Here is a 25760-nt window from a genome sequence, read left to right as displayed (position 1 = left end):
GCACGATTTCGCGAAGATGCCCATGACCGATCTGACTTCATCCCTCCCGGCGAGCGTGCCTGCCGACGCGCGGCGTCGCGGCCTGTCCCGGGCGGCGCTTTACTGGTGGCTGTCCTGGGCCGTTCCCCTGGTGCTGGTGGTGCTCTGGGAAATTGGCGCGCGCACCGGCCTGATCGACCCGCAAGTGCTGCCCGCGCCGAGCCGCGTGGCGGACACCGCCTGGGGCTTGATCGAATCGGGCGCGCTGTTCGTCCATCTCGGCGTGTCGCTGCTGCGTGCGGCCACCGGCTTCGTGATCGGCGGCACGGCCGGCTTCGTGCTCGGCGTGGCGGTGGGCTTCTCGCCGCTCACGCAGGCGCTGCTCGACCGCTCGATCCAGATGCTGCGCGCGGTGCCGTTCCTGGCGATGCTGCCGCTCGTGATCGTCTGGTTCGGCGTGGGCGAGACGGCGAAGATCTTCCTGGTGGCGCTCGCGGTGCTGTTCCCCATCTATATCAACACGGTGCTCGGCATCCGCCAGATCGACCCGAAGCTGATGGAACTCGGCAAGGTGGTCGGGCTGTCGTGGCCGGCCGTCGTGCGCCGCATCATCCTGCCGGGCGCGATGCCGTCGATCCTGACCGGCGTGCGCTATGCGCTGGCCCACGCATGGCTGGCGCTGGTGATCGCCGAAACGCTGGCGACCACCAAGGGCATCGGCTTTCTCGCCATGGACGCACGCGAATTCCTGCAGACCGACATCATCGTGTTGACGATCGTGATCTACGCCGTGATCGGCGTGGTGGCCGACGCGCTGGCCCGTGCACTCGAAACGCGCCTGCTGGCCTGGCATCCGAATTTTGCGAAGGAGTCCCGTTGATGAGTACCGCCGATTTCGCCACGCCGGTGGCAGCCGCGCCGGCGCGGGACGCCGCCGACGACCGTTTCGCGGGCGAGCCGCTGGCGGTGTCCGTCTCGGGGCTGCGCCGCCGGTATGGCGCGCGCGTCGTGATCGACGCGCTCGATCTGCAGATTCGCGAAGGCGAGTTCGTCGCGCTGCTCGGCGAAAGCGGTTGCGGCAAGACCACCTTGCTGCGTGCGCTGGCCGGCCTCGATGCGGCGGATGCGGGCCGGATTCATACGCCGCGCCGCGCGGCCGTGGTGTTCCAGGAGCATCGGCTGCTGCCGTGGGCGCGCGTGCACGAGAACGTCGTGCTGGGCAACGAACGCACGGTCGGCCGTGCCGGCGCGGATCGTGCGCTGGCCGAAGTGGGCCTGGCCGGCCGCGAGGAAGATTGGCCGTGCAACCTGTCGGGCGGCCAGGCGCAACGCGTCGCGCTGGCCCGCGCGCTGGTGCACGACCCGAAGCTGCTGCTGCTCGACGAGCCGTTCGCCGCGCTCGACGCGCTGACCCGCATCAAGATGCATGCGTTGGTCAAGGAACTGGTCGCACGGCACCGGCCGGGCGTGCTGCTCGTCACGCACGACGTGGACGAAGCCGTGGCGCTGGCCGACCGCATCCTCGTGATGCGCGCCGGCCGTATCGCCGACGTGCATGTGCCGGCGCATACCGAGCCGAAAGCGTTGCGCGAGGCGCTGCTGGCTTCGCTCGGCGTGCACCTGCACTGACGCCCGCGCGCCGCACATCGCACACCGCGGCGCGCTCCCCGAATGTCATCGAAGCACGGCCCCTTGCGGCCGAGCGGCGAGCTGCGCCTTGCGTATCCGCACGGTGTGGCCGCCCGAACCCGATATCGCAACACGCATCCGAGTAGACCAAGGAAACACGCATGAACGACTTCACGTTGAGCCGCCGCCATCTGCTGCGCACCGCGGGCGGCCTGCTGGCCGGCGCGGCCACCGGCATCCTGCCCGCCGCCGCGTTCGCGGCAGCGCCCGCCAAGCTGACCCGCAACACCGACACGGTAAGGATCGGCTGGGGCCACGGCAGCCTGTCGCTGCTGGCCAAGCAGAGCGACACCTTCTCGAAGACGCTGGCCGGGCAGGGCATCAAGGTCGAATGGGTCGGCCCGTTCCCGAACCACGCGCCGTCGCTGCAGGCGGTGATCGGCGGCAGCGCCGATTTCGGCTTCTGGGGCTCGACGACGCCGGCTCTCGCCGCGATGCTGGCCGGCGCGCCGCTGGTATTCAACGAGTTCAACATCTACTCGCCGCGTTCGACCGCGATCATCGTGAAGAAGTCGAGCGGCATCCATTCGGTGGCCGACCTGGTCGGCAAGAAGGTGGCGATCAACCGTTCGGGCCTTGGCGAATTCCTGCTGGTGGCGGCGCTGGAGCAGAACCACATCGACCGCAGCAAGGTGGAGTTCGTCTATCTGAACCCGCCCGACGCGGGGCCCGCCTTCGCGCAAGGCAAGGTGGATGCGTGGTCGATGTGGTCGCCGGCCGTCGATATCGCGCGTTTCGCGACCGATTCGAAGGACATCTTCAACGAAGGCCGCGACCTGAATTTCCTGATCGATTTCAATTCGCTCGTCACGCGCCGCAAGTTCAGCGAGGAGAATTCGGCGCTGGTGCGCGCGGTGATCGACGCCTACGTGAGCGTGGGCAACTGGCAATCGACGCATGCGGTGGAGTCCGAAAAGATCGCCCAGGAGGACGCGGGCTATCCGAACCCGGTGCGCGACTACCTGACGAGCCTGAAGCGCCAGAACAAGTTCTACGAAGCCGACGACACCGAGTTCCGTGCCCGCTTCCAGCGCGCCGCGGATTGGCTGGCCGAGCGCCAGATCATTCGCTCGAAGGTCAATGTCGGCGATTACTGCGTCCGCGTCTGACCGGGAGATCACCATGACCGCACCTCGCCATCTGCGCCTCGGCGTCAACGTCCTCGCCTCGGGCCGCCACGACGCGGCCTGGAAGACCTTCGACGACAAGCGCCACCTGTCGACCGACATCGATCACTTCGTGACGATCGCGAAATCGGCCGAACGCGCGCTGCTCGACGCGATCTTCCTGGCCGACGGCCCCGGCGGCCTTGTATCGGAATCCTACATACGGCCGTGGCGCGCGCTCGATCCGGCGGTGCTGATCGCCCATCTGGCCGCGCACACCCGCAACATCGGGCTGGTCTGCACGACCACCTCGCTGTTCGGCCATCCGTATACGATCGCGCGGCAGATCGCGTCGGTCGATCACATGAGCCGCGGCCGCGCGGCCTGGAACGTGATCACCTCGCAAAACCCGCCCGCGCTCGACGCGTATGGCGTGGAGCACGGCTGGAATCAGGAAGTGCGTTACCAGCGCGCCGAGGAGTTCGTGAAGATCGTCACGGCGTTCTGGGACAGCACACCCGACGAGGCCGTGGTGGCGGACCCTGACACCACCGTGTATCTCGACCCGTCGAAGCTGCGCAAGCTCGATTTTCGCGGCGAGCATTTCTCGGCGCGCGGCGCGCTGTCGGTGCCGGAAACGCCGCAGGGCCGCCCCGTGATCTTCCAGGCCGGGCAGTCGGCCGACAGCCGCGCGTTCGGCGCGCGCTATGCCGATGCGCTGTTCACGGGCCAACGGATCATCGAGGGCGCACGCACGTTCTACCGCGAGGTCAAGACGCTGGCGGCCGGTTATGGCAGGAATCCCGATCATCTGCTGGTGATGCCGGGGCTGTTCCCGATCCTCGGCTCGACCGACGAAGAAGCGCGCCGCCACAAGCGCGGGCTCGACGACCTGCTCGATTCGGTCGCGCTGCGCAAGGAGCTGGCGCGCCATCTGGCCGTCGATCCGGCGCTGCTGGCCGACCTCGACGGGCCGATCCCGTACGCGGCCACCGAGGCGAACGCCGACCAGGTGCCGGTGGCGTCGCGCTGGCATCGCAACGAGATGCTCAAGGAAGCGAAGCAGAACGAATGGAATATCCGCGAGCTGCTGTTCTCGAACATCACGGGCGGGCACCGGATTTTCGTCGGCACGCCTGAAGGTTTCGCGCACGACATGGTGCACTGGCTCGACACGCAGGCCACCGACGGCTTCAACCTGAACATCGACGTGCAGCCCACCGGCCTCGACCTGATCGCCGACGAGGTGATTCCGGTGTTGCAGAAGCTCGGCCGCTACCGTACCGCCTACGAAGGCACGACGCTGCGCGACAACCTCGGGCTGCCGCGCTACGACGCGCGGGTGGGCAACGGCGCGCTCGACGCGGCCGCCTGAGCGGCCGCCGCTCTCATATTTCACGGAGACCGATCGATCATGTCCGATACCGATTTCACCGCCGATCTTGAACGGCCCGGCGTGCAGGCGACGCAGCCGCAGGCAGAACCGGCGGCCTCGCGCGTGGCGGATGCCGCCGCGAGCGTGCCGCCGTACCTTTCTGCGCTGTCCGTGCGGCTCGGCTTCGCCGCGCAACTGGCCGAGATCGGCCGCACCGCCGCCGCGCGCGATCTGACACAAACGCTGCCGCATGCCGAGATCGCCGCGCTGAAGGCGGCCGGCGCGGGTGCGCTGCGGCTGGCCACGGATGCCGGCGGCCACGGGCTGTCGCTGACCGAGCTGTTCGCGGTGGCGCGCGACATCGCCGCGGCCGATTCGAACATCGCGCACGCGTTCCGCAATCACTTCTTCCAGATCGAGGCGGCGCTGCGCCGGCCCGCGCATCCGTTCCACGCGCAGGTGCTCGGCATCGCCGGGCGGCGGCAGACGGTGGGCCTGAGCTTTACCGAAAGCGATGTCAAGGAAGCCGGTGCGCGCCCGACGCGGGTGCTGAACCGCCTCGAATGGGACGCGCAGCGCGACGCCTATATCGGCTCGGGCGACAAGGTATACGCCACCGGTAATCTGTACAACGATGCGTTCGTGGGCACGGCGGTCGAAAGCCGGCGCGGCGAGACGGTGCAGTACGTGCTGGCGCGCGGCGAGGGCGTGGCGAACGACGACGACTGGCAGGGCTTCGGCCAGCGTCTGACCGGCTCGGGCACGGCGCGCTTTCGTGAGGTGGCGGTGCCCGCGTCGAACGTGCACCCGCTCGATCCGCCCGATCGCGACGGCGCCGCGCCATGGAAATTCACGTTCCACCAGGTGTATCTGACGAACTGCATCGCCGGGATCGTGCGTCGCATCGCGGCGGACGCCACCGACGTGCTGCGCAGCCGGGGCCGCAACTTCTATCACGGCGAGGCCGCGCATCCGTCGGACGAGGCCGTGTTGCAGGCGCAACTCGGGCGGATTCGCGCGTATGCGGCGAGCGTCGAGGCGACCATCGATCGCACCATCGCGAAGCTCCAGCAGGCGTGGGATGCGATCGGCACCGATGCCGAATACGACGCGGTGCTGGCGGCTTCGCTGTCGGCTGCCGAGGCCAAGGTGGTGATCGACGAACTGGCGCCGCAAATCGCGAGCTGGCTGATCGATCTCGGCTCCGGCTCGGTGGTGTCGCGCCGCAACGGACTGGACCGCCACTGGCGCAACATCAAGGTGATCGCTTCGCACAATCCGCGGCTCTACAAGGAGCGCTTTCTCGGGCAGAACCAGTTGAACGGCGTGCTGCCGCCGACCGGCGCGTTTTTCTGATCGAGTGAATCGAGGCGCGCATCGCGCGTGCCTCGATGCCGGGTCATCGAGTCAATCGGTCAGGTCAATTCAACGCCACCGCGGCGGCGGCGCCCACCGGCGTGCCCTCGATCGCCACCGAGGCCCGCCCGTCCGGCCCCACCGGCACGTCGCCCACCAGCGTGGTGCGATACAACTGCCGGTCGAAGTCGAGATCGAAAATATCGGTCGGCGCGAGATGCGCGGTCGAGCGGTTGTCCCAGAACGCCAGGCTGCGCGGCTCCCACTTGAAACGCACCGTGAACTCGGGCCGCGTGACGTGCTCCCACAGCAATTCCAGCAGCGCCTGGCTTTCGCGCGCGCTCACGCCGACGATCGACTTGAGGAAACTCGGGCTGACATACAGCGCGCGCTCGCCCGTTTCCGGATGAATCCGCACCAGCGGATGCTCGGTCACGAGCGCACGCCGCTCGACCGCCTCGGCGTAACCGGCCGTGGCGCTGGCGCCGGCCGGCGGGGTGAAGCGGTGGATGCCGCGCAGGCCGTCCACGAGGCGCTGGATCGGCGCGGACAGCGTTTCGTAGGCGCGCACGAGGTTGGTCCATTGGGTGTCGCCGCCGTACGGCGGAATCGTCACGCCGCGCAGGATCGACGCCCAGGGCGGGTTGACGGCGGCCGTCACGTCGGTGTGCCAGCCCGTCCACGGGCGGCGCACCGGCTGCCCCTCGAAACGCGTCGACTGGCGATGCTTGCCGATCGAGTAGACCTCGGGATGCCCATCGACATGACCGAACACCGGGTGGCCAAGCGTCAGTTCTCCGAACTGTGCGGAGAACGCCACGTGCTGCTCGTGCGTCAGGAACTGCTCGCGGAAAAACACCACGCGCCACTTCAGCAACGCGCCGCGAATCGCGGCGATTTCCAGCGCCTCCAGCGGGCGGGTCAGGTCGACGCCGCGAATTTCCGCGCCGATATGCGCGGACAGCGGAATCACGTCGAGCGACGACGATACGGCCTGGTTCATGCGGATTCTCCGTTCGGGGCGGGGCGGACAGGCGGCGTCGGGATCGGCGTCGCCAGACAATTCAGTCAACCGAAACATCATGCGGCGGCCCGCCGTGGTACGGCAGCGGGCCGTCGCGCCAACGCGCGGCAAGGGCGGATGCCGCCGCGCCGGCCCGGCGCGGCTGGCGGCCGAATCGCGCGCACGCGTCATTGCAGCGTGGCGTCGCGGCCCTTCAGCACGACGCTGCGGCGGCCGTCCACGCTGACCGGCACGTCGCCGTGCACGGTGGCGCGGCGCACCACGCGGCGCGCGTCGCCGTAGTCGTTGATCGCGTAGTGCTGGGTGGCGCGGTTGTCCCAGATCGCCACGTCGCCTTCGCGCCAGCTCCAGCGCACGGTGTTTTCCAGGCGCGTCACGTGTTCGTGCAGCACTTGCAGCAGGTGCGCCGAATCACTGGCGGATAGGCCCTTGAGGCGCTGCACGAAGTGGCCGAGCACGAGCGTGCGCTCGCCCGTGACCGGGTGCACGCGCACCACCGGGTGCTCGGTTTCGTAGACGGTGGACGTGAACACCTCGCGGTAGCGCTTGAGCTGGTCCGGATCGGCGTTCACATGCGAGGCGGCGTAGTCGTAGGCGTTGGTGTGCAGCGCCCAGAGCGTGTCCACCAGCTCGCGCAGCGCGGCGGGCAGGTGGGTGTAGGCGGCGGCCGTGTTGGCCCACACGGTGTCGCCGCCGGCCGGCGGAATCACCACGGCGCGCAGGATCGACACCTTCGGGTAGGCGTCGACGAACGTCACGTCGGTGTGCCAGGAATTGGCGCGTGCGCCGTGGGCCGAATCGAGTTCGAGCAGGCCGGCGCTGCCGTCGACCGACGGCACGGTCGGGTGCGCCACCGTCTCGCCGAAGCGGCGCGCGAACGCTTCCTGCGCGGCGTCGTCCAGATGCTGCTGGCCACGGAAGAACAGCACCTTGTGCGTGTGCAGGGCATCGAGCAATGCGTCGAACGTGGCGTCGTCGATTTCGCCCGACAGTTTGACATCCGAAACTTCCGCGCCGATCCGGCCGGCGACGCGCCGCAATTCGAGCAGCGAGGCCTGCGTGCGGGCAGTGTGGTGGGGGGCGGCGTGTTGCGACGAGGGGGCGATCTGAACGTCGGACATCGGGGTGTCTCCTTCGGTGGGGAAAGCGGTTCGGATATTCAAGCAGCGCGCGCGGCAAACCGGAACTGACGATTCGTCGTATCGATAGACGCCGGCGCGCGAACGAGCGGCTGTGCGCAGCGGGCGGCGCTCACCAGGCCAGCCGCCAGTTGCCGGCCGGCAGCGGCGGGGCGGCCACGGGCGGCGTGATGCGCGCGGTGGCGTCGTCGTCGCCGAGATCGCTGAGGATCGCGTCGCGCAGTTGCGCGAACGCCGCGCCATTGCGGTCGCGCGAGCGCGGCAGGCCGACGTCGACGATGCGCGCGATGCGGCCCGGGCGCGGCGCCATCGTCACGACGCGATCGCCGAGCCAGACGGCTTCGTCCACGTCGTGCGTGACGAGAATCATGGTGATGCGTTCCTGCTGCCAGATCCGTTGCAATTCGTGCTGCATGCGCGTGCGGGTTTGCGCGTCGAGCGCGCCGAACGGCTCGTCGAGCAACAGCAGCCGCGGCCGGTTCACGAGCCCGCGCGCGATCGCCACGCGCTGCGCCATGCCGCCCGACAACTGGCTCGGGTAGGCCTGCTCGAAGCCGTTCAGACCCACCAGCGCGATGTGCTCGGCCACGGCCGCGCGCCGCGCCTTCGCGTCGAGCGGCGAATTGCGCAGCGCGGCCTCCACGTTCTGCGTGACGTTCAGCCAGGGAAACAGCCGGTGATCCTGGAATACGATGCCGCGCTGCAGCGAGGTGTCGCGCACGCGCTCGCCGCCGGCGCGGATCTCGCCGTCGTAATCGACGTCGAGCCCGGCGATCAGGCGCAGCAGCGTGGATTTCCCGCAACCGCTCGCGCCGACGATGCTGACGAATTCGCCGCCGCGCACGTGCAACGAAATGTCGTCGAGCACGTCGAGCGCCCGGGTGCCCGCGCCGTGCGGCGCGTAGCGTTTGCGGACATGCTGGATGTCGAGCGAATCGAGCGAATCGAGCGAATCGGACAGGTCGAGAGTCATGCGGCTTCCCTGAGTGGCGAGGACGAATCGATGGCGGTGCGGGCGGCCCGGCCGCGCGCGAGCAGCCGGCGCTCGATGGCGCGTGCGCCCGCATTGAGCGCCCAGCCGGTGATGCCGACCACGAGGATGCCGAACAGCACGAGATCCATGCGGAACTGCTCGCTGCCGTCGATCAGCGTGTTGCCGATGCCGCTGCCGGCCACCAGCAGGTATTCGGCGCCGAGCGTGGCGAGCCACGAATAGATCAGGCCCAGATAGAGGCCGGTGGAGATCGACGGCAGCGCGGCCGGCACGATCACATGGCGAATCAGTTGCCAGCGCGAATAGCGCAGCGTGCGCGCCACTTCCACGTAGGCGCGCGGCACCGCGTGGATGCCGTCGCAGGTGTGCGCGGCCACCGGCAGCAGCGCGGCCAGCGACAGGAACACCACCTTGGCGGTGTCGCCGAGCCCGAACCACACGGAAATCAGCGGAATCCATGCGAACAGCGAGATCTGCTTGAAGGTATCGAAGGTCGGGCCGATCACGCGCGCGGCGAGCCGCGACAGGCCGAGCGCCGTGCCGAGCAGCAGGCCGGCGGCCGTGCCGATCGCGAAGCCCGCGAACTCGCGCGCGAGCGACGCCGACAGCGCCCGCGCCAGCGCGCCGCTCGCGATCTGCTCGCGCGCGGCGCGCAGCACATCGGCCGGGCTGACCAGCAGGCCCGCGTGGCCGCGATGCGTGGCGGCGATCAGCCACCAGGCGGCGAGCGCCGCGAGCGGCAGCACCAGGCCGCGCAGGTCGGGCACGCGCCAGCGGCCCGGCGAAGATTTGAGGAATGCGAACGACGTCATGACACGAGGCTCCCGGCCTGGAAAACGGAACGATTCGATGCGGGCGCGATTCAGGCCCGGAACGCGGAGGCTCGGCCACGCCGCAGCCGTGCTTCCAGCGCATCGAGCAGGCGGTTGATCGCATAACCGATCGCGCCGACGATCACCACGGCCGCCATCACGAGATCGAGCTGGAACAACTGCCGCCCGTACACGATCAGGTAGCCGAGGCCTTCCGAGGACGCCACCAGTTCGACCACCACCAGCGCGAGCCAGGCCTTCGTGAATCCGAGCCGCACGCCGGTCGCCAGCGTGGGCACGGCGGCCGGCAGCACCACGTGGACGATGCGTTGCAGGCGGCTGTAGCCGAACACGCGTGCGGCCTCGTCGAGCGCGGGCGGCGTTTCGCGAAAGCCCTGCAGCGTGCTCATTGCCACCGGCACCAGCGCCGCGTGGGCGATCAGGATGATCTTGAGCGGCTCCCCCACGCCCACCAGCAACAGCAGGAACGGCAGCCAGCCGAGCACCGGAATCTGCACGATCGCGTTGAAGCTCGGCAGCACGTAGGCCTCGGCGGTGCGCGACAGCCCGAGCCACGCGCCGATCGCGAAGCCCGCCAGCGAGCCGGCCGCGAAGCCGAACAGCACGCGTTGCAGGCTGATCCAGGTGTTGCTCAAGAGGTCGCCGCTGCGCGCGAGTTCGGCGAGCGTCTGCCACACCGCCTCGGGCGGCGGCAGGATTTGCGGCGCGATCCAGCCGCGCTCGCAACCGATCGTCCACAGTGCGAACAGCACGGCCGGCAGCAGCCACGGCGCGATGATCCAGCCGAGCGCGGCGGCACGGCGGCGCAGGCCGGCCTTCGCGCGCGGGGCATCGGCGGAGACGGCGGCCTGGTCGCCGCGCTCGCGTATCGAAATCGCGGTATCGCTCATCACGGCTCCCGGGGGTGTGCTCAGGTTTGCGGTTTGCCCGACGCGTCGTAGCTCGGCCAGTAGTGTTCGAGATGCTGGGCCTTGAGCGCCTGGTCGAGATACTTCGGTTCGATCCAGCCGTTGACATCGGCAGGATGACGAATCAATTTGAGCTTCAACGCGTCCTGCGCGACGGCCGTGTAGCGCGCCACGAAGAACGGGTCGAGCAGCGGCGACTCGCGCGACTTCAGCGTGCCGGCCGGGAATTCGGCCGCCCACGACGATACGGGGATGCCGGTCTTCGCCCAGGTGTTCAGCAGTGCGTCGCGATTGCCTTCGTCGGACGCCCAGCGCGCGGCGGTCACGAACACGTTGACCACGCGCTGCACGATGTCGGGGTGCGCCTGCTCGAAATCGTCGAGCACCAGCAGATGCGATTGGCGCGTGAACTGCAGGCCCTGGTCCTGCGATTGATAGATGATCTTGGCCAGCCCCGAATCGACCAGCTTCGACAGGTGGTAATCGGTGACGGACGCGTCGATGCCCTTCGAGGCCAGCGCGGCCAGCGCGCTCGACGTATCGAGGTTGATCACGCGCAGGTCGCGCTCGTCGAGGCCGTTGGCGGCCAGCACGTTGTCGATCACGAGTTGCAGGTTGGTGCCCCGGAAGATCGCGACGCGCTTGCCCTTCAGGTCCTTCACGGTGTGGATGTCGGAGCCGGTCGGCACGCCGATCTTGATGCCGCTGCGCACGCCCACGGCCGCGATCAGGTGCGTCTTCAGCCCGTTGGCGCGGGCCAGCACGGCCGGCAGGTCGCCTTGCAGCGCGAAGTCGATCGACTTGTCGGCGATCGCCTCGTTGACGGCCGGCCCCGCGCCCTTGAAGAACAGCCACTGGATGCGGATGCCCTCGCGCGCGAACTCCTTTTCGAGCAGCTTCTGTTGCTGCACGACCGCGCCGGGGTTGCTGCCGAAGGTGGGCGGATCGCCCGCGCCCTGTTCGGCGACGCCGATGCGGATGGTGTCCGGCGCGGCGGCGTGGGCGGTGGCGGCGCTCAGGGTCAGGGCGGTGGCCAGCAGCACGGGGCGCAGCAGCAGGCGGATCAACGAACGGGCTTGAAGGCGAGGCGTGGAAAAGAGCGGCATGGGTCCTCGTGGCGGCGGTGGAGCCGGATGCGGAATGGGGAGGAAGTCGGATCGATTCGCGGTGTCGATCAACCGCGACGAATCATTCTTGTCGAGCGTTTGCCCGATCGCAAACAAGCATTTCTGATTTGCTTTCGCGCCGGGAAATGCAGAAAAGCGCAGGAGAACTCAACGAAATGCAGCGAGCCGGCGCGATTGCGCCGGCTTGTCTGTTCGCTTAGAACTTCACGCGGATGCCGCTGAATACCGCCACCTGGCGGTTGTTCGACGAGGCCGTGCCCGCGTCCGCGATCGCCGCGATCGACTGATAGCCGTTGCCCGCCACCGCCGTGCTTCCACTTCCGGACGCCAGTTGGTAGACGCCCGACAGATACAGCTCGGTGCGCTTCGACAGCGCGTAATCCACGCCCAGCGTGAACTGGTGCCAGCGCGGCTTGAGCGTGCCGCCGCCCGAGCCGGGCAGGCTGCTCGCGCGCCCGTCGGTGAACGTATACACGCCGATCAGCGTGGTGGCCGGCGTGACGCGGTAGCGCGCGTTGACGTCGTAGTTGTTGAGGCGGCGGGAAGAGCCGTCAACATAGTTCAGCTGCGTGTGGCTCCACGCGAAACCGAGGATCGTCGCGCCGAACGTGTAGTTTGCGCCGGCCACCGTGATCTGCTGCTTGGCCACGCCGCCGTTCAGGCCGTAGAAGAACCCGCCGCTGTAGTCGTCGCCCGCGGTGGTGCTGGCGCCGCCCACGGCGCCGCCGGTATTGCTCGTCGAATTCGGATGGTTCAGCACCACGTAGCCCGCGCCGAGCGAGAGCGGGCCGTTCGCGTAGTTGGCGGCGATGCCCCACGCGCGGTTGTTGCCGAAGCCGGTGCCCGCACCCGAGCCGGGCTGGTTGCTGAACGCATACAGGCCGTCGACGGTGAAGCCGGCGATCGTGTCGCTGCGGAACTTCACGGCGTTGTTGATGCGGAACGTCTGGTTCAGGTTGTCGTTGTCGCCCACGTGGGTGGCCGGCGACCAGAAGCCCGAGCCCGAGTATTGCGCGACCAGGTCGGACAGCGGCTCGTATTGGCGGCCGAACGTCAGCGTGCCGATGCCTTGCTTCGCAATCCCGACGAATGCCTGGCGGCCGAAGATGCGGCCGCCCTGGCCCAGCGTGCCGTCGTTGGTGCGGAAGCCGCTTTCCAACGTGAACACGGCCGACAGGCCGCCGCCGAGATCCTCGGTGCCCTTCAGGCCCCAGCGGCTGCCCGACAGCTTGCCGCTCGACTGCTGGATGTTCGAGCCGCCTTTCTGGTTATTGGTATACGCAATGCCCGCATCGACGATGCCGTACAGCGTGACCGAGCTTTGCGCATGCGCGGCAACGGAAGTGGCGGAGACGAGGCCGAGCGCCAGGGTTTTCTTCAACATACGATTCCTTTTGTCTTGATCGCGAGTGGGAAAGGAACCCGATGCTAGGGACGCGCCGCCGCTGCACGAAGCAATGTTCCTGGAATAGCAAAGCAGAATTTCATGGTTGTGGGCATGCTTCTCGCAGCGCTCGCGCGGCGCCGGATAAAACGTATGGATGCCGAATGAAATGATTGCGCCCGCATCGATAATGGAAATCGAACATCCGCTTCCGAAGGTCTTGAGAATTCCTTATCGAAAACACAATGAAGCGAAACGCGGCGCGTTGACGTTTTTATGCGACGGGCGTACGTGGCGCGGCTGGCGCGCCGCATAACCTTAGGCGAATTGATTGGTTCGCGGTCACCACGGCGCGTCATATCGTGATGGCGTGACGAAGCGTCGAGGCATCGAGGCGGCCGTGGCCAGGGCCGCGCGGCGTTTCGTACGTTGCTGCTTTGGAAATGACAATTGATTGGTTCTCATCCGGCGCGGTGCGATAGCACAGTGGCGTTGACGGCTATAGACGGCAGCGATGCCGCACCCGGACCGTCACGTTGCCGTGCGACAGCACGGAACCGGACCGCAAGGAGGAACCCATGACATTGACGACCGAAGCGCACGACATTCTTGAACAAGCCCGCACGGCGGCGCATGAGCAGGGCCTGAGCTACGGCGGCGGCATTGCCCCGGCGCAGGCCTGGGCGCTGGCCACCGCCGGCGAGGCGCTGCTGATCGACGTGCGCACCGGCGAGGAGCGCAAGTTCGTCGGGCATGTGCCCGGCTCGCAACACGTGGCCTGGGCCACCGGCACCAGCCTGACGCGCAACCCGCGCTTCGTGCGCGAGCTGGAAGCGAAGGCCGGCGGCAAGGACGCCGTGATCCTGCTGCTGTGCCGCAGCGGCAAGCGCTCGGCGCTGGCGGCCGACGCGGCGGCCAAGGCCGGCTTCACGCAGGTCTACAACGTGCTCGAAGGCTTCGAGGGCGAACTGGACGACGCGCAGCGGCGCGGCGCCCACAACGGCTGGCGGTTTCGCGGCCTGCCGTGGATACAGGATTGATGAACCCGCGCAGATCGCGCATCTGATTGAACGAGGATCCCAACGTGGCAGCATTCGACATCGACGACGTGGTCCGCTCGCTGCACGCGGCGCGGCATGGCTGGCGCGAGCGCCAGCGGCGCCTGATCGAGCCGGGCGGCCGCGATCTGCCGTCGCGCGAGGCGCTCGGCGGCATCGTCGACGCGCTCAAGGGCGTGCTGTTTCCGATGCGGCTCGGGCCGCCCGACCTGCGCCAGGAAAGTGAGGACCTCTACGTGGCGCACGCGCTCGACGCGGCGCTGAACGCGCTGTTCTCGCAGGCGCGGCTCGAACTGCGCTACGCGGCGCGTTACCGCGACAGCGGCGACGCCACCGAGGCCGCCGCGCGCGCAGCCGTGCAGGCGTTCGCCGAACAGTTGCCCGAGATCCGCACGCGTCTCGACGAGGATGTGCTGGCCGCCTTCCACGGCGATCCGGCTGCCGGCAGCGTGGACGAGGTGCTGCTCTGTTATCCGGGCGTGCTCGCGATCCTGCATTACCGGCTCGCGCACGAACTGTATCGGCTCGGCCTGCCGCTGCTCGCGCGGATGCTGGCCGAGCGCGCCCATGCCGACACCGGCATCGACATCCACCCCGGCGCGCGGATCGGCGCGGGCTTCTTCATCGATCACGGCACGGGCGTGGTGATCGGCGAGACGGCCATCATCGGCGAGCGCGTGCGCATCTATCAGGCGGTGACGCTCGGCGCGAAACGCTTTCCGCGCGACGCGGCCGGGAACCTCGAGAAAGGGCTGCCGCGTCATCCCTTGGTGGAAGACGACGTGGTGATCTATGCCGGCGCGACGATTCTCGGGCGCATCACGATCGGGCGCGGCTCGGTGATCGGCGGCAACGTCTGGCTCACGCACGACGTGCCGCCGGGCAGCCATGTGACGCAGGCCGTGCCGTCCACCGATGTGTCGCGGCCGGCGCCGAAAGCCGCTCAAGCTGCTCAGGCTACGCAAGCCGCCACGTCGGAGGTCACCTCATGACGCAACTGGTCCGGCAATTCGGCGCTGCCGTGCGGCGCCTGCGCGAGACGCGCGCGTGGTCGCAGGAGCTGCTGGCCGAGCACGCGGGCCTGAACCGCTCGTATGTCGGCGAGATCGAGCGCGGCGAGGTGATCGCCTCGCTGGTCACGGTCGAGAAGCTCGCCAACGCGTTCGAGGTGCCGATCGCGTTGCTGCTGCGGCCGGCCGCCGACGAACTGACGGCCTGAGCCTCGCCTTGCATCGCGCGGCACGACCGTGCCGCGCTTCCCGTTCTCTTCTCGTTTCGCCGCTCCGAGCCGCCACGCCCGGTGCGCGTCTGACGCCTATAGCATGTTGAGCGTCGATGGGCTGCGTCCCCATAATCGCCGCGCGTCATAAGCATTCCCGATTTTCTTCTAAACCCGGAGCCCGACATGTCGACCGTAGCAAACGGCCCGACCACGCTGAGCGATCACGCCGCACGCCAGCTTGCGAATGCCACCAAGACCGTTCCCCAGCTTTCCACCATCACGCCGCGCTGGCTGACCCATTTCCTGCAATGGGTGCCGGTCGAGGCCGGCATCTACCGCCTGAACCAGGTGAAGGACCCCGAAGCCGTGCGTGCCGCCTGCACGCAGTTGGAGGACGAGCGCGAACTGCCGAAGACGTTCGTGCCGTACGAGGAACAGCCGCGCGAGTATTTCCTGAACGCGGTCAGCACCGTGCTCGACGTGCATACGCGCATTTCGGACCTTTACAGCAGCCCGCACGACCAGATCAAGGAACAACTGCGCCTGACGATCGAGACGATCAAGGAGCTGCAGGAAAGCCAATTGATCAACAATCCTGACTATGGCTTGCTGGCGAACGTGGCCGAGGAACAGCGCGTATTTCCGCTGACCGGCGCGCCCACGCCGGACGATCTCGACGAGCTGCTGACCAAGGTCTGGAAGGAACCGGCGTTCTTCCTGACGCACCCGCTGGCGATCGCCGCGTTCGGCCGCGAATGCACGCGGCGCGGCGTGCCGCCGCCCACGGTCAGCCTGTTCGGCTCGCAGTTCATCACGTGGCGCGGCATTCCGCTGATCCCGTCGGACAAGGTGCCGGTGGCCGACGGCAAGTCGAAGATCCTGCTGCTGCGCGTGGGCGACAAGCGCCAGGGCGTGGTCGGCCTCTACCAGCCGGGCGTGGCCGGCGAACAGGGCCCGGGCCTGTCGGTGCGTTTCATGGGCATCAACAACCAAGCGATCGCGTCGTACCTGATTTCGCTCTACTGCTCGCTGGCCGTCCATTCGGTGGACGCGCTCGCGGTTCTCGATGACGTGGAGATCGGCAAGTACCATGACTACCCCGACACCTACCGCTGATCTGGCGGCCCCGGGCGCTCGCGCGCCCATCGGGCTGCCCGATCCGGCGGCGCTCGCGCAGTTGGCGAACGCGTTCTTCTCGGCGTTGCCGGGGCGCGCGGATGCGCCGGGTGCGGCGCTCGGCAGCGGCGCGGCCGGCATCGCGCCCGCCGCCGCGCCGGCCCTGGCGCTGGCCGCCAACCCCGCGCCGGCCGGTTCGCCGCTCGCCGGGCCGGGCGGCACGGGCACCGGCGTGCCGTCGCAGGGCGTGCCGGCCGGCAAGGCGCCGGGTGCAAACCTGTTGCCGGCCGCGCCCACTCAGGTGCTGTCGCTCGGCAACCGCGCGCCGGCGCTCGCGCCGCACGCGGCGGCGGCCAACGGCCTGCCCGATACGGCCACGGTCGCCGCGCCCGCGCTCGAACCGCGCGGCGGCGGTGCGCTGCTCGGCGTGCCGCCGGTGTCGTCGGCAGGCCCGGCGCGTGCGGCGGCTGCGCCGGGCGCATCGCCGTTCTATTTCGTCGACGATGCCGCGCACGGCTGGCATGCCGCGCCGCAGCCGGTCGCCACGCCGGTGTCGGGTGCGCCGTCCGCGCAAAGCTACGGGCTGCCCGATGCCGACGCGCTGCGTGAGCTGCTGTCGTTGCACGATGCAGGGAAAGCACCGGGCGGCAGCGGCGCGCGTTATTTCGTGAGCGACGGTGCGCCGGCAGCATCAACGAGCACGTCACCGTTCGCTGGCGCGCATCCGCCGTTCGACGTCAATGCGATTCGCCGCGATTTCCCGATCCTGGCCGAACGCGTGAACGGCAAGCCGCTCGTCTGGTTCGACAACGCGGCCACCACCCACAAGCCGCAGGCGGTGATCGACCGGCTCGCGCATTTCTACGCGCACGAGAACTCGAACATCCACCGCGCGGCGCACGCGCTGGCGGGCCGCGCCACCGACGCCTACGAGCACGCGCGCGACACGGTGCGGCGCTTCATCGGCGCGGCGTCGTCGGACGAGATCATCTTCGCGCGCGGCGCGACCGAGGCGATCAACCTGGTCGCCAAGACCTGGGGCGTGCAGAACGTGGGCGAGGGCGACGAGATCATCGTCTCGAACCTCGAGCACCACGCGAACATCGTGCCGTGGCAGCAACTGGCCGCGCAGCAGGGCGCGACGCTGCGCGTGATTCCGGTGGACGATTCGGGCCAGGTGCGGCTCGACGAGTTCCGCAAGCTGCTGAATGCGCGCACGCGGATCGTCGCGGTCACGCAGGTGTCGAACGCGCTGGGCACGGTGGTGCCGGTGGGCGAGATCATCGAGCTGGCGCATCGCGCCGGGGCGGTGGCGCTGGTGGACGGCGCGCAGTCGATCTCGCACATGCGGGTGGACGTGCAGGCGCTCGACGCCGATTTCTTCGTGTTCTCGGGCCACAAGATCTACGGCCCGACCGGGATCGGCGTGGTGTACGGCAAGCGGCGCATTCTCGATGCGATGCCGCCGTGGCAAGGCGGCGGCAACATGATCGCGGACGTGACGTTCGAGCGCACGGTGTTCCAGCCCGCGCCGAACCGCTTCGAGGCCGGCACCGGCAACATCGCCGACGCGGTGGGCCTGGGTGCGGCGCTGGAGTACGTGGAGCGGGTCGGCATCGAGCGGATCGCGCGCTACGAGCACGACCTGCTCGCCTACGCCACCGAGAAGCTCGCGCCGGTGCCGGGCGTGCGGCTGGTGGGCACGGCGCGCGACAAGGCCAGCGTGCTGTCGTTCGTGCTGAAGGGCTATGAGACGGAGGAAGTGGGGCGTGCGCTGAACGAGGAGGGCATCGCGGTGCGCTCCGGGCATCATTGCGCGCAACCGATCCTGCGTCGCTTCGGCCTGGAGGCGACCGTGCGGCCGTCGCTGGCGTTCTACAACACCTATGGCGAAATCGATCTGTTCGTCGACGTGGTGAGGCGGCTCGCCGGGCGTCGCTGACGCGTGTGCGTCATGAGCCGGTCAAACGCCGCGCGGGCTACCGGCCCGCGCGGCGTTGTCGTTGACTTGACGTTTCGGGTTCAGGCGGCGGCCAGCGCCGCCAGGAACGGCCACGGGAAAATGCCGCGATCGTGGCCGTCGTCGAACACCAGTTGCACGCCATAGCCCATCGGGCGGATGTCGGTCACGCTCACTTCGGGGTGCGTAACAACCGGCTCGCCGGCCAGCCGCCGCGCGCGGCAGCCCGCGCATGGGCAGGCGTCGCGCAGCGCGGCGTGAGCGAGCGTGCCGAGGCGGCCGTCGGCCCAGCGCAGCGTCAGCGTGCGGCTGGCCGCGTCGCTGCGCAGTTCGAGCGGCGCGGCGCTCATGCGCCCGCTTGCTCGATCTGGCCGATCGCGATCCGCACGGCCTTGCGCACTTCGGGATCGGCGTCGTCGAGCGTGCTGCGCAGCGCGTCGAGCGCGGCCGGGTCGCGCAATTCGCCGAGCGCGAGCGCCGCTTCCTTGCGCAGGTTGCTGATCGAATGCACGAGCAGCGCGGCGATCTTCGGGCCGGATGCACGTTCGCCGATCAACCCGAGCGCGCAGGTCGCGCGCAGCCGCACCTGCCAATAGGGGTCGTCGAGCGCGTGCTCCAGCGCGGCCACGGCGGCCCTGGCACGCAGCCGGCCGAGCGTGACGGCCGCGGCTTCGCGGACCTGCCAGGCGTTGTCGGCCAGGGCAGCCAGCAGCGCGGCGGCAACGGGCGCGGCCGTGTCGTCGGCGTCCACGCCGAAGCCCAGCGCCCCGGCCGCCGCGCGCCGTACCTCGGCTTGCGCGTCGCCGGTGGCGAGCGCGGCCAGCCTCGGCAAGGCCCTCGCATCCTTGAGCCAGCCGAGCACGGCCACCGCTTCGAGCCGCACGCCGGCATCGTCGGCGTCGAGCGCGGCCAGCGCGGGCTGCCACGCATCGGCGTAGCGCAATTCGCGCAGGCCGCGCAGCACCGCGCGCACCACGAACGGCTCGGGGCGCTCGGCCCAACGGCGCAGCGTGGCGCCCGATGCCGGCTCCTTCAGTTCGGAGAGGCTTTGCGCGGCGGCGTCGCGCACGCCGTCGTCGGTGTCGAGCAGCGCGGCGCACAGAGCGTCCACGGCGTCGTGCTGCTCCCAGGCGGCCAGCGCGAGCGCGGCCTCGCGGCGCACCTCGGCGGCCGGGTCCGCGCCCAGCGTGGCGACGAACACCGGCACCAGTTCGGGGTCCTCCAGATCGGCCAGTTCGAACATCGCGATGCGGCGCACGGCGGCGTCGGCATCGGTCAGGCGCGCGAGCAGCGGCAGCGCATCGGGATCGACGGCCGACAGGTCGAGCAGCGCCGGCAATTCGGGCAGTGCAGGCGGCGCGGCGGGCGGGGAAAGGGCGGTCATCTATCGGTCTCTCGGGACGGATCGTAAAAGGGGGAAGCGAAACGTTTCGTGCATGCGATTCAGGCGGCTTCGCGCAGCAAGGCCAGGCAGCGCCGCTTCAGGTCGACGAAGACCGGATCGATGGTGCTGTCGTCGCCGCGCGGGCGCGCCAGCGGCACCGGCAGGTCGGCGACGATGCGCGCCGGCCGTGCCGACAGCATCACGATCCGCCCGCCCAGAAACAGCGCCTCGTCGATGTCGTGCGTGACGAACACCACGGTGGTGCGCACCTGCGCCCACACGTCGAGCAGCAGCGCCTGCATCATGCGGCGCGTTTGCGCGTCGAGCGCGCCGAACGGCTCGTCCATCAGCAGCACGCGCGGCCGGTTCATCAGCACGCGGGCGATTTCGACGCGCTGCTGCATGCCGCCCGACAACTCGGCCGGGTAATGCGCCTGGTAGCCGGCCAGGCCCACCAGCGCCAGCATCTCGGCCGCGTCGCGGCGGCGGGCCTCGGCCGACACGCCGCGCATCTTCGGGCCGAACGCGACGTTGTCGAGCACGCGCTTCCACGGAAACAGCGTGTGTTGCTGGAACACCAGGCCGCGCTCGGGCGACGGCGCTTCGACACGCGCGCCATCCACCTCCACCGCGCCGTGCGCGCCGCGCAGGTGGCCGGCGATCGCGCCGAGCAGCGTGGATTTTCCGCAGCCGGACGGCCCGAGCACGCAGACGAACTCGCCCGGCGCGATGCTCAGATCGAGCGTGTCGATGGCGGCCACGCGCGCTTGCGGCGGGCCGACCTCGACGGTCAGGCCACGCACCTCGATGCGGCCGGCGGCGGTGTCGAACGATGGGGCAGCCAAGGTGGCGGCGGGCAGCGCGGCGTTCATCGCAGGCCTCCGCGCTGGCGATACCACGGCGTGAGCGCCGTGCCGAGCCGCTTGACCAGCAGGCTGCTGCCCATGCCGAGCACGCCGATCAGCCCCATCCCGACCACGATGTCGGCATAGTTCTGCAACGTGTAGGACTCCCACGTGAAATAGCCGATGCCGTATTGCCCGGCGATCATCTCGGCCGTCACGAGGCAGAACCACGCGGTGCCCATGCCGATCGACAGGCCGGTGAAGATCGCCGGCGCCGCGCCGGGCAGCACCACTTCGAGATACAGCGCGAACGAACGCGCGCCCAGCCCGCGCGCGGTGGCCACCAGCCGCCGGTCGAGCGCCTCGACGCCGTGCACGGTGTTCAGCAGGATCGGGAACAGCGCGCCGATGAACGTGATGAACATCATGCTCAGTTCCGACGACGGGAACATCAGGATCGCGAGCGGAATCCACGCCACCGCCGGAATCGGCCGCAGCACTTCGAGCGGCGTCAGCAGCACGTCCTCCAGCAGCCGGTAGCGGCCGATCGCGAGGCCGAGGCCCACGCCCGTCACGGCCGCCGCGCCGAAGCCGGCCAGCACGCGCGTGAGGCTGGCGGCCAGGTGCATCGGCAGCTTCGGCGATTGCAGCAGCGCCCACAGCGCGGGCAGCACATCGGCCGGCGACGGCACGTTGGCGAACGTGATCAGCCCCAGCGACACGCGGAAGTGAACGGCGGCCTGCCACAGCGCGATGCACGCCGCGAGCGAGGCGGTGCGGATCGCGCGGCGTCGCCACGCCACGCGGCGGCCGGGCGCCTGCGCGGCGGGCCGCGCCTCGGCGCGTGCCGGTTCGGAAACATCGAAGGTGACGGCCATGCGGGCTCCTCTGCGGATACGAAGGTGCGGAGATACGAAGATGCGAAGGAAAGGCGGAACGCGTGCGTTCAGCGTTCAACGCGCGGCGGTGGTGGCCGTGGCCGCGCTCGTGCCCGCGAGGCCCGAGACGGCCGCGTAGTCGGCCACGGTGCCGGCGGCGCGCTGCGCATAGGTTTCGGCATCCGATTTCAGCAGGAACGCGGCGATCTCGCCGTGCGTGCCCTTCACGTACCAGGCCTGATTGGCGAACAGCTTCAGCCCGCTGTCGTGATCGCGCACGAACAGCGCGCGCGGCTTGCCGCCGCCCTGCTCGATGCGGCGCGCCTCGGCGAACGCGTCGGCCGGTTGTGCGTAGTTGCGGATCGGTGCGTCGCCGGCCGGCCACAGCTGGGCCAGGTCGCGCGCATCGCGCAGCGGCTTGCCGGTTTTCGCGTCGTTGGCCGCGAGCGGGGTGGGCGCGGTGTTCTTGAGCGCCGCCGCGTAGTCGAGGCCCGATTGCTTGAACGCCTCGCGGATGTACCGGTCGTCGATGAAGGTGGCCGGATCGGGTTCGCTATCGCTTTTCTTGAGCAGCTTGAGCGTGTCGATCGCGGTGGCCACCGCCTGCCGGTAGGCCGGCTTCCAGCTGAGATCGCGCGTCTGCAGGCCGAGCGGGCCGAGGTACAGGTAATCGACCGGCGCTTCGATGCCCGTCACCTTCTCGATCAGCAGCGCCGTTTTCTCCGGCTCGCGGTCGAGCCGCTGATTGGCCTCGATTGCCGCGCGCAGGTAGGCCACCACCACCTCGGGGTAGCGCGCCGCGTAATCGGCATCGACCAGCGTGCCGTGGAAGGTCGGCGCGTGCGCCTGCGAGCCGTCGTAGATCTTGCGGGCGATGCCGCGATACGGGAACAGGTCCGCGTAGGGCACGAAATCGGCGTGCGCGGCGATCTTGCCGGCCTTCAACGCACTGCCGGCCACTTCGGGCGCCTGCGTGATGATGTTGACGTCGGTATCGGGGTTCCAGCCCTGGGCGCGGATCGCACGCAGCAGCATGCCGTGCGCGGTGGAGGCGAACGGCACCGAGATCGTCTTGCCCTTCAGGTCGGCGATGCCGCGCACCGGCGAATCGTTCGGCACCACGATGCCGTTGCCGCTGCCGTCCACGCTGCCCGACAGCACCGTGATGAACTCGCTGCGCTTGCCGGCCTTGCGGAACGCCGCGCCGTTCAGCGCGCCGGGGAAATCGGCCATCACGCCGAAATCGAGCTTGCCGGCCACCATCTCGTTGGTGATCGGCGCGCCGGACGTGAAGTCCTTCCACTCGATGTCGTATTTGACGTCGGCGTACTTGCCGGTGTGCGGCAGGTATTTGTCGAGCAGATGCAGCTCGCGGATCAGCAGGCCGCCGGCCGCGCAATTGATGGTGGTGTCCTGCGTGCCGATCGCGATGCGGATGGTGTCGGCGTGTGCCGCGGCGGCGGCTGCGAGCAGGGCCGGCGCCGCGAGGCGGCGCAGGAATCGTGAGGAGAGCGACATATCGTTTTCGTTTGGGCGTAGGTGTGGGGAGCGGCGGCGAGCCGGGCGTCAGCGCAGCAGGTACGGGATCGCGACCGTGACGGCGCCGGTCGGGCAGTCGCGTTCGCAGGGCATGCAGTACCAGCATTCGTCGAACTGCATGTAGGCCTTGCCCTTCGAGGTGTCGATCGCGAGCAGGTCGAGCGGGCAGACATCGACGCAAACGGTGCAGCCCTTTTCGGCGATGCACAGCGATTCGTCGATCGTCACGGGCGCGCTGCTGCGCTGGAGAATGTCGTGCGGGGTGGTCGGCATGGTTCGGTATCCTCAGAGAGCGGTAGCGGTGTCGGCCGCTTGGGCGTTGCCGGGTTCGCGCACGCGCAGCCGCGAATACGCGCCCAGCTCGAGGTCGGACACCGGCACGCAATACGGTTCGATCTCGCGCTTCTCGCTGGTCATGCGGCCGTCGGCATCCTTGCTCAGGTGCGTGTGGCAGAACCAGTCGCGGTCGTTGCGCTCGGGGAAATCGACGCGATGGTGATACAGGCCCCAGCGGCTTTCGGTGCGGAACAGCGACGCGCGCGCGGCCATCTCGGCGCAATCGCGAATCACGCTGACCTCGGCCGCACGCATCAGTTCGTGCGGGTTGGCCGCGCGAATCGCGCCGATGTCCTCGCCGATCTCGCCGAAGCGCTGCAGGCCGATTTCCATCTTGCGCGTGACCTTCGGCGGCTGCAGGTAATCGTTGACCATGCGGCGCAGCTTGTATTCGACCTGCGACGGCGCGAGGCCGTGCTCGCGTTCGAGCGGCGCCAGCACGCGCGCGCGCTCGGCGGCCACCTGCTGTTCGTCGACCGGCGACAGCTCGCGGCCCGCGATGTCGTCGGCCGCGTGCTCGCCCGCGAACCAGCCGTAGGTGAACGCGCCGAGCATGTAGTTGTGCGGCACCGCCGCCATGTCGCCGGCCGCGTAGAGGCCCGGCACGGTGGTCAGGCCGTGTTCGTCCACATACACGCCCGAGGCGCTGTGGCCGCTGCAGAAGCCGATCTCGGAGATATGCATCTCCACCATCTGTTGCCGATAGTCGGTGCCGCGCCCGGCGTGGAAGCGGCCCCGGCTCGGCCGCTCGTTGGTGTGCAGGATCTCCTCGATGGTGCGGATGGTTTCCTCGGCCAGGTGGTCGAGCTTCAGGAACACCGGGCCGCGCCCGCCTTGCAGCTCCTGGTAGAACTCCCACATCATCTGGCCGCTCCAGTAGTCGCACTCGATGAAGCGTTCGCCGTTGCCGTTGGCCGTGAAGCCGCCGAGCGGGCCGGTCACGTAGGCGCAGGCCGGGCCGTTGTAGTCCTTGATCAACGGGTTGATCTGGAAGCATTCGAGGTTCGCGAGCGCCGCGCCGGCGTGATAGGCCATGGCGTAGCCGTCGCCGGCATTGGTCGGGTTCTCGTAGGTGCCCATCAGGTAGCCCGACGAGGGCAGGCCGAGCCGGCCGGCCGCGCCGCAGCACAGGATCACGGCCTTGGCGCGGAGCACATGGAACTGCGCGGTGCGGCAGTCGAAGCCGAGCACGCCGGCCGCGCGGCCTTGCGCGTCGGTCAGCACGCGGGTGGCGACGATCCGGTTGGTGATCGCGATGCGGGCGCGCTTCAACTGGCGGTACAGGATCTTCTTGATGTCATGGCCTTCCGGCATCGGCAGCACGTAGGCGCCCATGTGGTGGACCTTCTTGACCGCGTATTCGCCGTTGCCGTCCTTCTCGAACTTCACGCCCCAGCGGTCGAGCTGCTCGATGGTCGCGAAGCTGTGCTTCGCGTAGGCGTACACGGCCGATTGATCGACGATGCCGTCGTTGGCCACCGTGATCTCGCGCGTGTATTGCTCGGGCGTGGCGTGGCCGGGGATCACGGCGTTGTTCAGGCCGTCCATCCCCATCGAGATCGCGCCGCTGCGCTTGACGTTGGCCTTTTCGAGCAGCAGCACCTTCAGCGCGGGATTGCGTTCCTTCGCCTTGATCGCGGCCATCGGGCCGGCCGTGCCGCCGCCGACCACGATCAGATCGTAGTCGAGCACTTGGGTATTCATCGCGGGGTCCTCCGGTGGGCGCGCGGTTTTTGACGGTCGACGCGCAGCCGGTACTGGAACGCGTCGCCACGGAAATACAGGTATTCATAATCGACCGGCCGGCCGGCCTCGTCGTGCGTCAGGCGCTCGATGCGCAGCACCGGGCTGCCGTCTTCCACGCGCAGCGCTTCGACGATCTCGTCGTCGGCGAGGATCGCGTCGATCGACAGGTCGGCATGGCCGAGCGGCACGCCGCAGTCGTTTTCGAGGATCAGGAAGATGTCGCGGGTGCTCAGGTCGGTGTTGGCGAGGCGCTTGCCGAGCGCCTCCGGCACCCAGGTGATTTCGAGCGACACCGGCTCGCGGTTCAGCAGCCGCACGCGGCGGATCTCGGTGACGTCCGATCCTTCAGGCAACTGAAGTTTCGCCGCCACGTGGCGATCGGCCTTGACGGTGCGCAGGCTGCGCAACTGGTTCAGGATTTCATAGCCCATCGACGACATCGCCTCGGCGAAGCCTTGCAGCCACGCCACGTTCTGGAACGCCTTCGGCTTGGCGACGAAGGTGCCCTTGCCGTGAATGCGGAACACCAGGCCTTCCTTCTGCAGGTCGCCGAGCGCCTGCCGCACGGTGATGCGGCTCACGCCGAACAGCGCGCAGAGCTCGTGTTCCGAAGGCATGCGCGCGTGGGGCGCGTAGGTGCCGTCGAGGATGCGCGCGCGCAGCGCGTCCTTGATCTGTTCGTAAAGCGGCTGCGGGGACAGCGGGACGATATTGGTATTGGGCATGATCCACTTGTCATGACAAGACATGACGAGTGTAGTG

25 protein-coding genes are annotated in these 25760 nt (G+C 68.9%); 10 read left to right on the top strand and 15 right to left on the bottom strand.

Translation table 11 applies throughout. From position 1 onward, the window contains the following. Positions 1 to 22: 22 nt before the first annotated feature. The 5 genes from AB4851_RS13970 to AB4851_RS13950 all read left to right on the top strand — a co-directional run bounded on the left by AB4851_RS13970 (position 23) and on the right by AB4851_RS13950 (position 5505). On the top strand, positions 23 to 859 hold the full coding sequence (locus AB4851_RS13970) for an ABC transporter permease subunit (RefSeq protein WP_414447697.1): 837 nt from the start codon (positions 23 to 25) through the stop codon (positions 857 to 859). Continuing rightward, positions 859 to 1608 (top strand): ABC transporter ATP-binding protein, encoded by a 750-nt coding sequence (locus tag AB4851_RS13965; protein WP_414447696.1) that lies wholly within the window; start codon positions 859 to 861, stop codon positions 1606 to 1608. Before AB4851_RS13970 ends, AB4851_RS13965 begins: the two co-directional genes overlap by 1 nt. Before the next feature lie 161 nt (positions 1609 to 1769). Next, complete coding sequence (locus tag AB4851_RS13960) at positions 1770 to 2777, top strand: NrtA/SsuA/CpmA family ABC transporter substrate-binding protein (RefSeq protein WP_414447695.1); 1008 nt, start codon at positions 1770 to 1772, stop codon at positions 2775 to 2777. A gap of 13 nt (positions 2778 to 2790) precedes the next feature. Continuing rightward, entirely contained in the window at positions 2791 to 4149 is a 1359-nt protein-coding gene (locus AB4851_RS13955; protein ID WP_414447694.1) for an NtaA/DmoA family FMN-dependent monooxygenase, read from the top strand. 39 nt (positions 4150 to 4188) lie between these two features. Then, a complete protein-coding gene (locus AB4851_RS13950) occupies positions 4189 to 5505 on the top strand; it encodes an acyl-CoA dehydrogenase (RefSeq protein WP_414447693.1) in 1317 nt (438 codons plus the stop codon). A gap of 64 nt (positions 5506 to 5569) precedes the next feature. Here the strand turns inward: AB4851_RS13950 and AB4851_RS13945 are convergent, their stop codons facing one another. The 7 genes from AB4851_RS13945 to AB4851_RS13915 form a co-directional block, all read right to left on the bottom strand. Continuing rightward, a complete protein-coding gene (locus AB4851_RS13945) occupies positions 5570 to 6508 on the bottom strand; it encodes a TauD/TfdA dioxygenase family protein (protein ID WP_414447692.1) in 939 nt (312 codons plus the stop codon). 188 nt (positions 6509 to 6696) lie between these two features. After that, positions 6697 to 7650: a TauD/TfdA dioxygenase family protein gene (locus AB4851_RS13940; protein WP_414447691.1), complete on the bottom strand. Its 954-nt coding sequence runs from the start codon at positions 7648 to 7650 to the stop codon at positions 6697 to 6699. A 130-nt stretch (positions 7651 to 7780) separates the two neighbouring features. Continuing rightward, positions 7781 to 8641 carry an ABC transporter ATP-binding protein gene (locus AB4851_RS13935; protein WP_414447690.1) on the bottom strand — a complete coding sequence of 287 codons (861 nt, stop codon included), beginning with the start codon at positions 8639 to 8641 and terminating at the stop codon, positions 7781 to 7783. Then, the gene (locus tag AB4851_RS13930; RefSeq protein ID WP_414447689.1) at positions 8638 to 9474 is read right to left on the bottom strand and encodes an ABC transporter permease; all 837 of its coding nucleotides are present in this window, start codon (positions 9472 to 9474) and stop codon (positions 8638 to 8640) included. The genes AB4851_RS13935 and AB4851_RS13930 overlap by 4 nt, the downstream gene beginning before the upstream one ends. A gap of 50 nt (positions 9475 to 9524) precedes the next feature. After that, positions 9525 to 10385 carry an ABC transporter permease gene (locus AB4851_RS13925; protein WP_414447688.1) on the bottom strand — a complete coding sequence of 287 codons (861 nt, stop codon included), beginning with the start codon at positions 10383 to 10385 and terminating at the stop codon, positions 9525 to 9527. Positions 10386 to 10405: 20 nt separating this feature from the next. Continuing rightward, a complete protein-coding gene (locus tag AB4851_RS13920; RefSeq protein ID WP_414447687.1) occupies positions 10406 to 11509 on the bottom strand; it encodes an ABC transporter substrate-binding protein in 1104 nt (367 codons plus the stop codon). Positions 11510 to 11726: 217 nt separating this feature from the next. Further along, complete coding sequence (locus tag AB4851_RS13915) at positions 11727 to 12914, bottom strand: porin (protein ID WP_414441862.1); 1188 nt, start codon at positions 12912 to 12914, stop codon at positions 11727 to 11729. A 578-nt stretch (positions 12915 to 13492) separates the two neighbouring features. Between AB4851_RS13915 and AB4851_RS13910 the strand changes: the two genes are divergently transcribed. The 5 genes from AB4851_RS13910 (at position 13493) to AB4851_RS13890 (ending at position 18252) form a co-directional block, all read left to right on the top strand. Then, positions 13493 to 13954, top strand: coding sequence for a rhodanese-like domain-containing protein (locus AB4851_RS13910; RefSeq protein WP_414447686.1), 462 nt, complete (start codon positions 13493 to 13495; stop codon positions 13952 to 13954). Between the two features lie 44 nt (positions 13955 to 13998). After that, positions 13999 to 14964, top strand: a complete 966-nt coding sequence (gene epsC, locus AB4851_RS13905) for a serine O-acetyltransferase EpsC (RefSeq protein WP_414447685.1) — start codon at positions 13999 to 14001, stop codon at positions 14962 to 14964. After that, positions 14961 to 15191, top strand: coding sequence for a helix-turn-helix domain-containing protein (locus tag AB4851_RS13900; protein WP_414441865.1), 231 nt, complete (start codon positions 14961 to 14963; stop codon positions 15189 to 15191). Before epsC ends, AB4851_RS13900 begins: the two co-directional genes overlap by 4 nt. A gap of 186 nt (positions 15192 to 15377) precedes the next feature. Then, the gene (locus tag AB4851_RS13895; RefSeq protein ID WP_206127357.1) at positions 15378 to 16310 is read left to right on the top strand and encodes a family 2A encapsulin nanocompartment shell protein; all 933 of its coding nucleotides are present in this window, start codon (positions 15378 to 15380) and stop codon (positions 16308 to 16310) included. Then, the gene (locus AB4851_RS13890) at positions 16285 to 18252 is read left to right on the top strand and encodes a family 2A encapsulin nanocompartment cargo protein cysteine desulfurase (protein ID WP_414447684.1); all 1968 of its coding nucleotides are present in this window, start codon (positions 16285 to 16287) and stop codon (positions 18250 to 18252) included. Before AB4851_RS13895 ends, AB4851_RS13890 begins: the two co-directional genes overlap by 26 nt. Before the next feature lie 80 nt (positions 18253 to 18332). Here AB4851_RS13890 and AB4851_RS13885 read toward each other — a convergent pair whose 3' ends face one another. The 8 genes from AB4851_RS13885 to AB4851_RS13850 all read right to left on the bottom strand — a co-directional run bounded on the left by AB4851_RS13885 (position 18333) and on the right by AB4851_RS13850 (position 25723). Then, positions 18333 to 18620, bottom strand: a complete 288-nt coding sequence (locus AB4851_RS13885; RefSeq protein ID WP_414447683.1) for a gamma-butyrobetaine hydroxylase-like domain-containing protein — start codon at positions 18618 to 18620, stop codon at positions 18333 to 18335. Beyond that, the gene (locus AB4851_RS13880; protein WP_414447682.1) at positions 18617 to 19654 is read right to left on the bottom strand and encodes a HEAT repeat domain-containing protein; all 1038 of its coding nucleotides are present in this window, start codon (positions 19652 to 19654) and stop codon (positions 18617 to 18619) included. The genes AB4851_RS13885 and AB4851_RS13880 overlap by 4 nt, the downstream gene beginning before the upstream one ends. A 59-nt stretch (positions 19655 to 19713) precedes the next feature. After that, positions 19714 to 20526 (bottom strand): ABC transporter ATP-binding protein, encoded by an 813-nt coding sequence (locus AB4851_RS13875; RefSeq protein WP_414447681.1) that lies wholly within the window; start codon positions 20524 to 20526, stop codon positions 19714 to 19716. Continuing rightward, entirely contained in the window at positions 20523 to 21377 is an 855-nt protein-coding gene (locus AB4851_RS13870) for an ABC transporter permease (protein ID WP_414441870.1), read from the bottom strand. Before AB4851_RS13870 ends, AB4851_RS13875 begins: the two co-directional genes overlap by 4 nt. 75 nt (positions 21378 to 21452) lie before the next feature. After that, positions 21453 to 22895: an ABC transporter substrate-binding protein gene (locus tag AB4851_RS13865; RefSeq protein ID WP_414447680.1), complete on the bottom strand. Its 1443-nt coding sequence runs from the start codon at positions 22893 to 22895 to the stop codon at positions 21453 to 21455. Positions 22896 to 22943: 48 nt separating this feature from the next. Next, on the bottom strand, positions 22944 to 23189 hold the full coding sequence (locus tag AB4851_RS13860) for a ferredoxin family protein (RefSeq protein WP_206128487.1): 246 nt from the start codon (positions 23187 to 23189) through the stop codon (positions 22944 to 22946). Between the two features lie 12 nt (positions 23190 to 23201). Further along, on the bottom strand, positions 23202 to 24956 hold the full coding sequence (locus tag AB4851_RS13855; RefSeq protein WP_414447679.1) for a fumarate reductase/succinate dehydrogenase flavoprotein subunit: 1755 nt from the start codon (positions 24954 to 24956) through the stop codon (positions 23202 to 23204). Then, a complete protein-coding gene (locus tag AB4851_RS13850; RefSeq protein ID WP_414447678.1) occupies positions 24953 to 25723 on the bottom strand; it encodes a GntR family transcriptional regulator in 771 nt (256 codons plus the stop codon). Before AB4851_RS13850 ends, AB4851_RS13855 begins: the two co-directional genes overlap by 4 nt. Between the last annotated feature and the right edge of the window lie 37 nt (positions 25724 to 25760).

Source organism: Burkholderia sp. 22PA0099, from assembly GCF_047497165.1.
Classification (GTDB): Bacteria; Pseudomonadota; Gammaproteobacteria; order Burkholderiales; family Burkholderiaceae; genus Burkholderia.
This window is presented reverse-complemented; position numbering and strand designations above follow the sequence as displayed.